Source organism: Streptomyces flavotricini, assembly GCF_020639365.1.
Lineage (GTDB): Bacteria > Actinomycetota > Actinomycetes > Streptomycetales > Streptomycetaceae > Streptomyces > Streptomyces flavotricini.
Map to the genome: position 1 here is coordinate 8,294,510 of NZ_JAINUL010000001.1, position 12,770 is coordinate 8,307,279.

General features: G+C 69.9%; 7 protein-coding genes and 2 pseudogenes. 3 read left to right on the plus strand and 6 right to left on the minus strand.

All coding sequences use genetic code 11. The features are described 5' to 3' along the window. Positions 1 to 26: 26 nt before the first annotated feature. Complete coding sequence (locus tag K7B10_RS38050; RefSeq protein ID WP_229343957.1) at positions 27 to 1,067, minus strand: vWA domain-containing protein; 1,041 nt, start codon at positions 1,065 to 1,067, stop codon at positions 27 to 29. 438 nt (positions 1,068 to 1,505) lie between these two features. Between K7B10_RS38050 and K7B10_RS38055 the strand changes: the two genes are divergently transcribed. The 3 genes from K7B10_RS38055 to K7B10_RS38065 all read left to right on the plus strand — a co-directional run bounded on the left by K7B10_RS38055 (position 1,506) and on the right by K7B10_RS38065 (position 8,060). Continuing rightward, positions 1,506 to 3,287, plus strand: coding sequence for an N-acetylglutaminylglutamine amidotransferase (locus tag K7B10_RS38055; protein WP_229343959.1), 1,782 nt, complete (start codon positions 1,506 to 1,508; stop codon positions 3,285 to 3,287). Between the two features lie 82 nt (positions 3,288 to 3,369). Continuing rightward, complete coding sequence (locus tag K7B10_RS38060) at positions 3,370 to 5,547, plus strand: prolyl oligopeptidase family serine peptidase (protein ID WP_372481581.1); 2,178 nt, start codon at positions 3,370 to 3,372, stop codon at positions 5,545 to 5,547. A 794-nt stretch (positions 5,548 to 6,341) separates the two neighbouring features. Next, positions 6,342 to 8,060, plus strand: a complete 1,719-nt coding sequence (locus K7B10_RS38065; RefSeq protein WP_229343961.1) for a hypothetical protein — start codon at positions 6,342 to 6,344, stop codon at positions 8,058 to 8,060. Between the two features lie 23 nt (positions 8,061 to 8,083). On the opposite strand, the gene K7B10_RS38070 is transcribed toward K7B10_RS38065, so the two are convergent. From K7B10_RS38070 to K7B10_RS41720, 5 genes and pseudogenes are all read right to left on the minus strand, one after another. After that, entirely contained in the window at positions 8,084 to 8,812 is a 729-nt protein-coding gene (locus K7B10_RS38070; protein WP_229343964.1) for a GAF and ANTAR domain-containing protein, read from the minus strand. Between the two features lie 5 nt (positions 8,813 to 8,817). After that, a complete protein-coding gene (locus K7B10_RS38075) occupies positions 8,818 to 9,549 on the minus strand; it encodes an ANTAR domain-containing protein (protein WP_229343966.1) in 732 nt (243 codons plus the stop codon). Positions 9,550 to 9,894: 345 nt separating this feature from the next. Then, positions 9,895 to 11,544: a purine-cytosine permease family protein gene (locus K7B10_RS38080; RefSeq protein WP_229343969.1), complete on the minus strand. Its 1,650-nt coding sequence runs from the start codon at positions 11,542 to 11,544 to the stop codon at positions 9,895 to 9,897. Between the two features lie 212 nt (positions 11,545 to 11,756). Then, positions 11,757 to 12,088, minus strand: a pseudogene (locus K7B10_RS38085) (hypothetical protein); the annotation flags it as partial. Between the two features lie 237 nt (positions 12,089 to 12,325). Beyond that, positions 12,326 to 12,454: pseudogene (locus K7B10_RS41720) on the minus strand (transposase family protein); the annotation flags it as partial. Between the last annotated feature and the right edge of the window lie 316 nt (positions 12,455 to 12,770).

A 12,770-nucleotide genomic window follows, 5' to 3' on the forward strand; every position in this document is an offset into this window, starting at 1 on the left:
AGACCTCGCGTCCGTGGTCGGAGGGGTCAGACCATGACCAGCAGTCGCGTGTTCGGTACCAGTTTCCGATTCACGCTGGTGCTCTGCACGAAGATGGTGAAGTCGTCGTTGTGGTCCGGCTTGACGCGGACTTCCGAGTCCGGCAGGCCGAGCAGGGCCCGGGCCTCCGGTCCCGTGTACACCTGGTCCGTCTTCTTCTCCAGTACCGCGATCTGCTTCCGCGCCTGAATCCTTTCCGACTTGCTCAGCTGGTAGAAAGCGCAACCGGTCCGGTAATTCTGCCCGCACTCGATGACCCATTCCCGGATCGCCGCATTGCGAGCCACGGAAACCAGCTGGTACTGCGACGGATCGACCGGAGCGAGGCCTGCCGCGGCAATGGTTTCCTTGTTGACCACCTCGGCACCCGTGGAGAACACCGCTTTCGTTCCCCGGATGCCCTTGGTACGGCCCACCATGAAGTTTTCGGTGGCCTTCAGAATCACCTGGCCGGCTTCCTCCAGGCCCTGTGTGCTCGTGGCGTCCCAAATGGCGATGTTGTCTTTCGGGAAGCCGCACTGCATGGCCTCGCGCTTGCCCATCTGGTCCGGCACGAGGACGGCCAGCGTCCAGTTGTCCTGCTGCGTTTCGATCATCGTGGCGACGGCCTGCACCAGGTCACGAGCGCTGCGGGAAGGGGCATCCGGGCAGCGGTGACTCGCGTTCTCCTGCCCGTCGGTCAGCACGAAAGTGAGGAAGCTGTGGTCGCCGTAGAGCTGGGCCGTCTGTGCCAGCTCCCGCTGCGACTTCAGCGTGGCAGCCAGCAGAGCCGTCATTCCCCCGGCCCGGTACAGTTGCTTCAGGGACGGCATGCGCAGCACGTCCTTGTCGTAGATGACGCACTCGACCTTGTCCGCGAAGGCGTACACCGTGACACGGGTTTCCTGGTCCAGCTCCTGTGACCGACGGGCCAGATAAGCGATCTGCTGATCGGCGACTTCGACCACCTTGCCGCTCAGGTGCGACATGGACGAACTGGCGTCCAGCACGAGAGCGACGTGATTGATGTAGTTCTGCTTTCCGGACATGGCGGATCCCCCCTGTTTTCCGACTCGATACTTCGATCCTCCCATCCACCACTGACAATCGATCTTGGAAGAGAGCCGGGTCCGGATGCGGCGTCGGGGACGCGCGCGTGGGTCCTGGACCGGACTGCGCCGCCACTCGCGGAGCCGACGGGGGTGCCGCCGTGACGGCGTCTCGCCCGCACCCTTCCGGGGCGCACCCGAGTCCAAACTCATGCGCGCCGCACGCACGTCCACCGGCGTCAAGGGCTGACGCGGTCGCTTGAAGGCCGCTCGGACGGGCAGGCGCCGCATATGTGATCGCCCGTACGGGCCGGCCGCCCGGCATGGGCCGAAGTGGTACAGGAGTGCAGTGATGGCGAACGCGACCAGTTGTTCCATGGAAAGTGAGGCCCCGAGGGGGCGGCGCCCGCACGGTGCCGTACGCGTGGTGGGTGCCCCGTGTGTGGCGTGAGCGGGGAGATGCGTTTCGACGGCGGTAGACCGGACCTCGCCGCAGTCGAACGTATGACCGATACGTTGGAGCCGCGGGGACCGGACGGCCGCGGGGCGTGGTCGCAGGGCGCGGTGGCGCTGGGGCATCGGCGCCTGAAGATCATCGACCTTTCCGAGTGCGGCGCCCAGCCCATGACCGACACGCAACTGGGTCTCACCGCGGTCTTCAACGGTTGCATCTACAACTACCGCGAGCTGCGTGAGCGCCTGGAAGGGCTCGGACACCGCTTCTTCTCCCGCTCCGACACCGAGGTCGTCGTCAAGGCGTACGCCGAGTGGGGCCGGGCGTGCGTCCAGTCCCTCATCGGGATGTTCGCCTTCGCGGTGGTCGAGCACCACACCGGCCGGGTCGTACTGGGCCGCGACCGGTTGGGCATCAAGCCCCTGTACGTAACCCAGGACAGCGACCGGCTCCGCTTCGCTTCCACCCTGCCCGCCCTGCTGGCTGGCGGGGGAGTCGACACGTCCCTCGACCCGGTCGCGCTTCACCAGTACCTGAGCTGGCACGGCACCGTCCCGGCGCCCCGTACCGTACTGGCCGGAGTACGAAAGATCCCGCCGGCCACCGTCCGCGTCGTGGAGCGGGACGGTACGCACCGCGACCACTGTTATTGGCAGCCGTCGTACACCCGGTACCCCGAACTCGGCGAGGACCCGGCACTCTGGCAGGAGGCGGTGCACGACGCGCTGCGCACGGCGGTTCGGCGGCGCACGGTCGCGGACGTTCCCGTGGGCGTGCTCCTGTCGGGCGGGCTCGATTCCAGCCTGATCGTGGCGCTGCTCGCCGAGGCGGGGCATGAGCAGCCCCCGACCTTCGCGATGGGGTTCGAGGCGGAGAACGGTGAGGACGGAGACGAGTTCCGGTATTCGGACCTGATCGCGCGACAGTTCTCGACCGACCACCACCAGTTCATGATTCCGTCCGATCGGCTTCCGTCGGCGCTGGAAGCCGCGATCGGTGCCATGAGCGAACCGATGGTCAGCCACGACGCCGTCGCGTTCCACATGCTGTCGGAACAGGTCTCCAAGGAGGTCAAGGTCGTGCTCTGCGGCCAGGGTGCGGACGAGGTGTTCGCCGGATACCACTGGTACCCGCAGATCGCCGCGGCCGCCCGGCCGGATGCGGACGAGGCGTACGCGGACTCGTACTTCGACCGCACGCACGCCGATCTCACCGCCATGCTGCACCTGGACTTCACGGCCGACCACGACGTCTCCATGGAGTTCGTCCGGGCGCACATGGCCGCGCCGGGGGCCGCGACCGCTCTCGACGCGGCGCTCCGTATGGACGTCCACGCCCTCATGCCGGACGACCCGGTCAAGCGGGTCGACAACATGACGATGGCCTGGGGCCTGGAGGCGAGGGTGCCGTTCCTGGACCACGAGCTCGTCGAACTGGCCGCGGCCTGCCCTCCGCGGCTCAAGCTCGCGCAGGGCGGGAAGGCCGTGCTCAAGGACATCGGACGCAAGGTCCTGCCCCCTGAAGTCGTCGACCGCCCGAAGGGCTACTTTCCGGTGCCGGCGGTCCGGCACATGGCCGAGCCCGTGCTCGCCCGCGTACGCGACGCGCTCACGGCCCCGGAAGCACGCCGACGCGGCGTCTTCGACCAGCGGCTGCTCCACGAGCTGCTCGCGGCACCCAACCGCCATCGCACCAAACGCGGGGCCAACACCCTCTGGCAGGTCGCGTCGTTGGAGATCTGGTTGCAGAAGCACGGTATCAAGTGAGCGCTCGACACCTGAAGCGCAAGCCTTGGAGAGGCGGCCCATGCCCCTGGAGCACACCGGCCCCCTGGAGACCGATCCCGCAATGACCCGCGGGGTGACCGATCCCCCCGCGGGCGGAGCACTCCCGCCGGACCCCGCGCAGGACCCGGCGCAGGCCCCCGCGCCGGTTCGGATGCCAGACCGTCGCGGCATCGACCCCCCGACCGTCCTGGTCGCCCACGGATGCTGGTACCCGTCGGCCGATCCGACGGGCGAGCACGTGGCGTTCATCTGCGACCGGGCCGGCGTCCCCCAACTGTGGAGCGGGCCCGCCCGGGGGAGCGAGGTACACGTGCTGGACGGTGACCCGCACCCGGTGAGCGAGGTTTCCTGGTCGCCGGACGGGCGCTGGATCGCCTACACCTCGGCGCCCGGGGGCGGGGAGCACACCCGGGTCCTGGTGGTGCGCCCGGACGGCACCGGACGTCGGGTTCTCGCGGGTGCGGTGCCGGGAAGTTCTGCTCACCTCGGGTGCTGGACGCGCGACGGCACCGCCCTTGCCGTCACGGTCGCACCGCCCTCCCCGGCGGGCTCGGAGCACGCCGGAACGGGACACCTGCCGCCGGACGCGGAGGGGCCGCCGACCGCTGCCGGAGGGGCACCCGGCCCGGCGTGGTCCGAACGCGACGGCCCGGCCACCCTGCTCGATGGAGGAGAAGCGCGGCGACCGGCCCGGCCGTACCCCGAGCCGTCCGTGCTCCACGCGAGCCGCCCTGCGGGGAGCGGTGCGCCGGCGGCCGACCCCGCCCGGGCGCGCAGCGGCGGACTGGCCGCCTACCTGGTCGACCCGGACGGAGCCAACGCTCCGGTTCTGCTGTTCAGCGAGGAGGGAGCCGCCTCCCTGCGCGTGTGCGACCTGAGTGCGGACGGCCGCTTCGCGCTCGTCCGCCGCGGCCCGCGAGGCCGACGCGAGGCCCTCGTACTCGACGCCGCCTCGGGCCGCACCACCTTCGCGCTGCACGCCGCCGACGGCGACCCCTGGATCGGCCGGTTCTCCGCCGACGCGCGGACGCTGTGGCTGCGCAGCGACGCGGAGCGGGAGTTCGCGGCCCTCCTGAGGGTGCGGCTGGACGAGGGGGGCGCGTCGCGGGGGCTGTCGGTCGCAGCCGAGCGGGAGGGTTCCGCGCTCGACCTGCTGAGCGTGCCCGACCACGGCCGGTGGGCCTTCCTCGCCTGGAACGCGCAAGGCGCGACAGAGCTGGAAAGCGTGGGTCTGCCCCTCGGCCGTACGGACGGCGGCATCGCGGCGCGACACCATCCGGTTCTGCCCCACGAGGTGGTCACCCGCATCGCGCCCTTGGAGCGCGGCGGATCGTTCGCCGCGCTGTCGGGATCCCGGCGCAGGCCGGGCATCTGGGAACTGGACGAGGCCCTCCTCCCGGCGCCTACCGGCTGGACGGCGCGGGACGAGGACACGGTCCCGCCCGGGCGGCCGCCCGTACGCCCCGCAACCCTGCGCTGCGAGGCCAGGGACGGGCTCGTACTCGGCGGCTGGTACTACCGTGCGCCGGAGCAGGAACCGGGTCGGCCGGCGCCGTGCGTGATCCACCTCCACGGCGGACCGGAGGAGCAGGAGCGGCCCGTGTTCAGCCCGCTGTACCACGAGCTCCTCGGCAGGGGCCTGGACGTTTTCGCCCCCGACGTCCGCGGCTCGTCCGGCCGGGGCCGGTCCTTCGTGGACGCCGACCTCGGCGCGGGCCGGTTCGCGGCGATCGACGACGTCGCCGACTGCGCCGCGCACGTGGTTTCGCTCGGGTACGCGGATCCCCTGAGGCTCGGGGTGATGGGCCGCTCGTACGGCGGCTACCTCACCATGGCGGCCCTCGTGTGGCATCCGCACCTCTTCCGCGCCGGTGTCGCGGTCTGCGGGATGTCGGACTTCGCCACCTTCTTCGCAGGTACGGAGCCGTGGATCGCGCAGTCCGCAGCCGTCAAGTACGGCCACCCCCAACACGACCGGGAACTGCTCCGCGCCCTGTCCCCGATGAGCCGCATCGATCAGCTGCGGGCCCCTGTCCTGGCCGTCCACGGGGAGCACGACACCAACGTTCCGCCGTCGGAGTCGGAGCAGTTCGTCCGGGCGGCACGCGCGCGCGGCGTGCCGGCGCGGCAGCTGACGCTGTACGACGAAGGCCACGAATTCCTGCGGGCGGACAACCGGCGGCTCTACCGGCGCGCTGCGGCGGACTGGCTTGAACGGCATCTCAGCCCGGCCCCGTGACCAGAACCACCGAGAACGAAGCGCCACCCCATCGAAGAGGAAGGCCAGGAGACAAGAACAAGCAGAACGCGGTCAAGGCCGTGGTCCTCGCCGAAGGGAAGGAAGGCAGCTGTTTCGCAGTCCAGCGCAGGCGGCAAGCGCAGGCCCAGCCGAAGCACGGTACTTCTCGACGGACAGGGTGGGTTCCGCGACCGCCGCGACCGTTGCGGTGGGGCCGGAGCAGAGACGGAACCGGAAGGCCGCTTTCAGGAATCGTTACTTCTGAACCATTCGTGTGAATCTTCGCGGTCTTGGTCGTGACAGCGTGTGTCGATGGGCAGAATCATTCCTGGCCAGCCGCAGGCGGGCCCGGCGACACTGCCCGTCCGTGCCTCCCGCACGTGATGCCGCAGTGCGTCCGGGTTCCGGCCTGAGACTGCCCGTCGATCACCCGGCCCCCGTGATCATCCGCCTCTCCGTGCCACCCAGACCCCGTGGCAGTGGAGGGACTTCCACCGATCACCGCGCCCCGTGATCATCTCTGCCTCCTCGGTGTACACGGCCGCTGCCGTGATTCCTCGGCGTTGCCCCGGCACGTTCATACGAGGCGGAGTCCTGCCGTGGGTCCCTGTTCCGGACCGTCTTGTCTCGTCTTGTCTTGTCTCTCCATTCAGCCGCACCCTGACTGACCGCTTTGGCTCCATCCGTCATGGCAACTGGTTCTGACCTACGGATGTGCACCTTCCGCATGGGTCGAGAAGGCTGCCCGAGTCCAGCCCTCAGCGGCCGTTCCCGACCTCCTGGGGTATTAGAGCGTGACCGAATCACCGAAGCCGGCCGTCTTGCCCGTCACGGTTCGGGCCACCAGTGGCTGGCTCGTGGGAGCAGCGGCCGCGGCCCTGGCCCATGGCCACCTTGAGGGGTTGAAAGCAGCCGGGATCATCGGGGACTTCCTCCACGACATCCCCGCCGGTGAACAGGACGCGGACTTCCACATCCGCTGGCCGGTCGCAGACGACGTACCGGTACGAGTGCGCCTGACCGTGCGGGACGTTCCGGAACAGGGCTCATTCCGCTACGAGTTGACGGCCGAGACCGCTCGGCCCTGGGACGGGGCATGGCCCCCACCGCTGCCCCTGTTCGGGCCTCCGGACCTGCTCCGGGCCATCTGTGACCCGTCCACCGTGGCCCGCTTCACCCAACCGAACCCGGTGCCCAGAACCGCCGGGATGCGCGACTGGCTACGGGAAACCTCCGCGAGCCCCTCCTCGATCGGCGTCCTCGTCCATGACGGCGAGGGTGCCACCTTCTCCGACGCCCGCTTACTCGAGGGCCTGCCGCCCGGCCTGATGGGCCGGGTCCTGGAGTACCGGGTCTTCGGCGCGCAGCGGCAGTCCGTCAACCGTCTCCTGCAGTCGACCGGCGTGAAACTGCCCGCCGGTGGCGCCCTGCTCCTGCCCTCCCGCCCGACCGGGTCCGCGATCAACGCCGAGACCCTCGCTGCCAAGGGAGACGTGACCCGCGATCCGGCGCCACTCTTCGATGCCGTCCTCCGCTACGCGAGCGAGCCCCGGCCGACGGGCGGCCGCGCCCTGGACCGGGTCCACCACCTGCGCACCGCCTCGCTCGCGGGATCCGATGGGGAACGCCTGAGCCGTACCCAGGCGACCCTGGAGGAGCAGCGGCTGCGGAGGGAGGCTCCCACGGCGCGGCACGCCGAGGAGCAGGCACTGACACGCACCTTCGGGGGCGCGTTCGAGGATGCGCTGAGGGCAACTCGTGGGGCGGAGGACCGCGAACGAACCGCGACCGGAGAACTCCGGGACGCACGAGCACGGTTCGCCGCCCTCGCCACAACGGTCCGCTCGCGCGCCCTGGCCGCCGCCCTGCACACCGTCGGCCGATGCCTCCAAGCCGCAGAACGGGATGCGGAGGCCGGAGCGGAACTACTCGACGCGCAGACCGTAGAGATCGTCCACCTCCGCTCCCGGCCCGCCGCACCCCGCCCCGCCTCCGCCCGGGCACTGACCGCGGTCGTACCGAACAACTGGGAAGAACTCGCCCACCAGGCACGCCACGCGTGCGTGCACCTCGTCCTCGCGGACATCACCGAAACCACCCACCCCCTGCGCGGCCACCCCCTCGAGCAGGTCTGGATCCGCCGCACCTGGCAGACCCTGGCCACACTGAACAGCTACGCCGCGGCGAAGACCGCACACGGACCCCGACTCCTGCCGCACCTGGCCGCCTACCTGCGCTGGCCGGACGCCGCCACGCTCTTCCCCGCGACCCGCCACGCCCCCCGCGAATCCGCACGCCTCATGGCCAGTCCCCGCCTGCACGAGGCCCGTTGCTTCCCCGTGCCGCGCACCATCCACCCTTCGGGCCGGGTCTTCATGGGTGAGCACGTCCGCATCGGCTCAGGCCGCCCCCCGGCCCCGCGCCTGCACCTCTACGACGACACCGGCGGCCGCACCGGACAGATCCACATCGGATACATCGGCACGCACCTCCCCAGCCTCCGCACCAACTGAGCCTGGCCGTCCCACGCCTCGCTTCAGGGGCGGTCGATGCCGTCCGTGTCGAGGGTGCCGGCGGCGATCTGCGCGGCGAGGTCAGAGAGTTTGATCCGGTGGCTGCGGGCGTGGCGGCGCAGTGCGGTGAACGCGGCGTCGGGGTCGGTCCGCCAGCGCTCGGCGAGGATGCCCTTGGCCTGCTCGATGGTGATGCGGCTGTTCAGCGCCGCTTCCAGCTGCTGGTGCTCGGCGATCTGGCGGTCGATGGTGCGCTGCTGGAGGATGGCGATGGTCGCGACGTCGGCGAGGGTCTGGGCCAGGCGTACGTCGGCTGGGGTGAGGGTGCGGGTGTCCCGGTGAAAGAGGTTGAGGGCGCCGATGACATGGTGGCGCAGGCGCATGGGCAGGGCATGGGTGGTGGCGAACCCGGCCGTGCGGGCGCGGGCGGCGAAGGCGGGGAAACCGACCGTGGCCGCAGGGGTGTTGAGGTCGACATTCAGCCAGATCTGGCCGGTGCGGTGGCATTCGACGCACGGGCCCTCATCGTGCTGGAGGGCGAAGAGTTCCAGCAGTCGTGTGTGCTCGTCGGAGGCGGCGATCAGCTGGAGGGTGTCGCTGTTGTCGACGAGCATGACGCCTGCGGCGGAGACATCGAGGAGTTCGACGCAGCGTTCGCACAGTCGCTGAAGGAAGTCGATCAGGTCGAAATCGTCGAGCACCGTGTCGACGGCTTCGATGACGACTTCCAGGACGCGGGCTTCGCGGTTCATGGCCTTCACTCCTTCGTTCGGCCAGATGCGTCCGGCTCCGGTAGTTCTCGAAAATGCACCCGCCGGGCCACCACGTCCGCGGCGACGTCGGCGACGGGGCGGGCATGGCGGTAGGAATAGGCGCGCAGGAGCAGCAGGGCCTGGGGCAGGGTGACGTCTGCCTGCACGCTGATCATTCCGGTGGCCTGGTGCACGGCCGCACGGTGGAACTGGGTGTGACCCTCCGTGGTGGCGGAGGTCTGCGGGTCGAGGGGTCTGTCGAGGATCACGGCGAGCATGGCGGCCGCCAGGATCCGGGCGTCCATGACGGCCCGGGCCGTCATGGGGCCGGGGGCGGCACGCTGGAAGGTCACCGTGCCCAGGCATGCGCCGCCCAGGTGCAGTGGCATGCAGAACACCGCCCGCACGCCGAGTGCGACCGCCTCGCCCAGCAGCATCGGCCACCGGCCCGCTTCCACGGTGCCCAGTTCGGGCTCACTCACGGCGCTGAGGCGGGCAGCGGCGTCCCAGGCAGGGCCTTGTCCGAGCGTGAACTGCAAGTCCTCGAAGTCCGCGCTGACACCGGGGGAACACCACACGAGCTCGCTGAACCCCTGCGCCGTGGTCAGGGAGACCGCGAGGCCGTCGAAGCCCAGGACGACGGCGCAGCGGGCCGGGTCACCGCCGAAGAAGTCCGAGCTGCCCGTTTCGGGACGGAGCTGGGCGAGGACCTGGGCCATCGCGTCACTACCCGGCATGTGCCTCACCTCCCCGCCCCGACTCGCAGGCCCGCGAGGTTGCCTCCAGCTTAGACCCGGCTCAGGGCCCGGCTGGCCGTCTCCCGCATGCTGGAAACGCCGGGACGGCGGCCGTCCCGGTCCGGTGTCAGGGAGGAAACGTCACTCCAGACGCGTTCGGGTGAATGCGCTGCGTCACGGAGGTGTAGGGGCCGCACGAACCGCCACGCTTACCGCCCTACCGGGGCCCCCGCAGGCCGCCGCCTGTCCCTTCCAGCACGGGCGCTTGTGAATGCCCCGCCCGCGCTCCGCCCGACACTTGTCGGCCTTGTGGCCCGGCCGACGATGCCGGCGCTTCCCGTGGTCCTACACGGTGGCCGGCAGGATGTGGTCGCCGACCTTGTCCGTGCTCAGGCACAGCGAGCAGACGACCGCGTCGTGGGCGACACAGGCGGCGAGATCGGGACGCTCGTAGGACTGGTGGCAGACGTGGCAGTCGAGGGTGGCTGCGCTTGGGTTCCCATCGGCGTCCAGCAGGGGCTCGCTGATGCCGTCGTCGCTGCGGCGCAGGTAGTAGCGGCCCTTGGTGACCACGGCCATCAGCGGGGTGACGACGAAGGCGATGACGGCTGCGGCCACGGGCGAGTACGGCTGGAGGGTGTCGCCGAGGAGGTGGAAGTACATGGCGATCGACAGGCCGGAGGCGGCGACGAAGGCCACGACCCCGACCGGATTGACCGCGTGGAGCATGCCCCGGCGGAACTCCGGCTGGAGCGGGGACAGCTTCAGCGCGTACTTGTTGATGCCGATGTCGGTGGCCACGGTGACCACCCAGGCGATCGCGCAGTTCGAGTAGAAGCCCAGGATGCTGCCCAGGAAGCTGAACATGTCGGCTTCCATCATGGCGAGTGCGAAGGCCAGGTTGACCAGGACGAACATCATGCGGCCGGGGTAGTGCTTGGTGACGCGGGTGAAGGAGTTCGTCCAGGCCAGTGAGCCGGAGTACGCGTTCGTCACGTTGATCTTGATCTGGCTGATGACCACCAGGACCACGGCCAGCGGGATGACCATCCAGGACGGCATCATCGCGTCGAAGGCGCTGCGGAACTGCTGGATGGGCTCGGGAGCAGCCGCCGGTCCGACCTCGGCGATGATGTACACGGCCAGGAAGACACCGATGGCCTGCTTGAGCGCACCGAGCACGACCCACCCGGGACCGGCCATGACCACGGCGGTCCACCAGGCGCGCTTGTTCTCCTCGGTCTTGGGCGGCATGAAGCGCAAGTAGTCGATCTGCTCCCCGATCTGCGCGATCAAGGACAGGCACACACCCGCTCCGAGCATGACGGAGGCGGTGTTGACGGCGCCGTCGCCGTTCGTGCCGGGGTAGGCCAGGAAGCGGTCGACGGTGCCGGGGTCGTTGGTGATCAGGTAGACCAGCGGACCGGCCATGAGCAGCAGCCAGATCGGGGTGGTCCACACCTGGAGCGTGCTGAGCGCCTTCATGCCGTAGACGACCAGCGGGATCACCATGAGTGTGGAGATGGCGTACCCCAGCCACAGCGGCAGCCCGAGGCCCAGTTTGAGGCCTTGGGCCATGATCGAGCCTTCAAGAGCGAAGAAGATGAAGGTGAAGCTGGCGAAGATGACGCTGGTGACGACCGAGCCGTAGTAGCCGAAGCCGGAGCCGCGGGTGATCAGGTCGAGGTCGATGTTGTAGCGTGCGCCGTAGTATGCCAGCGGGAATCCGGTGATGAAGATGACGACCGCGGCGACGGCGATGGCCACGAGCGCGTTGCCGGTTCCGTGGGCCAGGCCGATGCCGGCGCCGATGGAGAAGTCGGCCATGTAGGCGATGCCGCCGAGCGCCGTGGTGGCCACCACCATGGGCGTCCAGCGGCGGTAACTGCGGGGCGCGAAACGGAGGGTGTAGTCCTCCAGCGTCTCCTTGACCGCCTGGTCGGCAGGGGTCCTCGTCGTTTCTGTGGTGGTCCGTCGTGACTCGGTGGTGCTCATGCCACGCCTCCCGTTGGCGCTCGGTGCAGGTGATGCGATGCGATGCGGAGCCCCGTATGGCGCCGTTGGCAGGACGGGGGTGGTGGGGTCATGAGTGTTTTGCGGCAACCCTGTTCACGGCTGCGGTCCCACGGTCGCTCACGCTAGAAAGCGGTTGTTACCCCGGGTGCGCGTTGCGGTGAACACCTTGTTGCCGCAGGCGGCGCCGCCGCCTACGTACGCTGCACTCGCGCAGGCCCGGGCCGCTTGTTGGCCCGACGGGCGGACCGGACATGGCTGGAGTCGCCCGCGTGCCAGACCTGCTTGTCCGCGGAGGTTGCGTGCGACGACTCGACGGTGATGCGGACCTTCGTGACCTCGCCGACGCGGAACGGACGCCGCTGGCCGCCCGCCCCCTGATCCGGGGTCAGCCGGCGCGTGTGACCTTGCCGTCCTTCCCGGTGATCGTCGCCGTGACGCGGTGCGGCAGGGCAGACTCGCCGATCTTGTCGGCCCGCACGGAGACGCCCGGGGTGATGATCAGGTCCAGGAGCCTGATCGGCTCCTGCCGCCGCTGGCACCTTCTGCCGATTCCCGGGATCCGGGTGAGGGAGGTCGCCCGGGGAGATGTCCAGCCCAACCGACTCCCCATGGCCGTCGGACCCCGGGGCATCCGGACCGGCAGAGCGCCTTCGACGGACTGCCGGGTGGGCCGCTGGGCAGCGCGACCGGAGACGGGGGCGGCGATGCCCTCGGTGCGCAGCGCGGTCTGGTCGTGCATGCGGCCGGGCCGCAGGGCGCCGGACCACAGGGTGCGGCCCTGGTGGTCGCTGATCGTGGTGGTCTTGAGGGTGTTCTGCCTGTGCTTGCCGGAGACGAAGGCGCGGCGGCCAGGCCGGCCTGCCCCGGGGCGGTTGACCTGGGCTTCCATCCCGTCGATCCGCAGAGTCACGGCCTCGGCTTCTGCATAGGCGAAAACATCGGCCAGGGTGCGCAGGCGCACACCGGGACGGTCGGGAACGGCGAACCCCTGCTCGGCGAGCAGCGGGCGGATCTCGGCGAGGGCCCGGCCGATCGTGGAGGACCCCGCCTCGTGGAGCACCCCGAGGGCCTCATGGGTAAGGCCAGTCCGCAGATGTGTGAGTCGAGTGTGGCCAGCAGCCGGTCGGTGAAGACGAATTCGTGCTTCGGCCCGGTTCCTGCCTGACGCTGGCGGGCTCCCTCGCGCCGTTGGTGGCGTGCAGACT

What these genes read in the sequence shown, in the direction of transcription:
- K7B10_RS38050 (WP_229343957.1), bottom strand. Translation starts at nt 1,067, where the DNA reads ATGTCCGGAAAGCAGAACTACATCAATCACGTCGCTCTCGTGCTGGAC.
- K7B10_RS38060 (WP_372481581.1), top strand. Translation starts at nt 3,370, where the DNA reads ATGACCCGCGGGGTGACCGATCCCCCCGCGGGCGGAGCACTCCCGCCG.
- K7B10_RS38070 (WP_229343964.1), bottom strand. Translation starts at nt 8,812, where the DNA reads ATGAACCGCGAAGCCCGCGTCCTGGAAGTCGTCATCGAAGCCGTCGAC.
- K7B10_RS38075 (WP_229343966.1), bottom strand. Translation starts at nt 9,549, where the DNA reads ATGCCGGGTAGTGACGCGATGGCCCAGGTCCTCGCCCAGCTCCGTCCC.
- K7B10_RS38080 (WP_229343969.1), bottom strand. Translation starts at nt 11,544, where the DNA reads ATGAGCACCACCGAGTCACGACGGACCACCACAGAAACGACGAGGACC.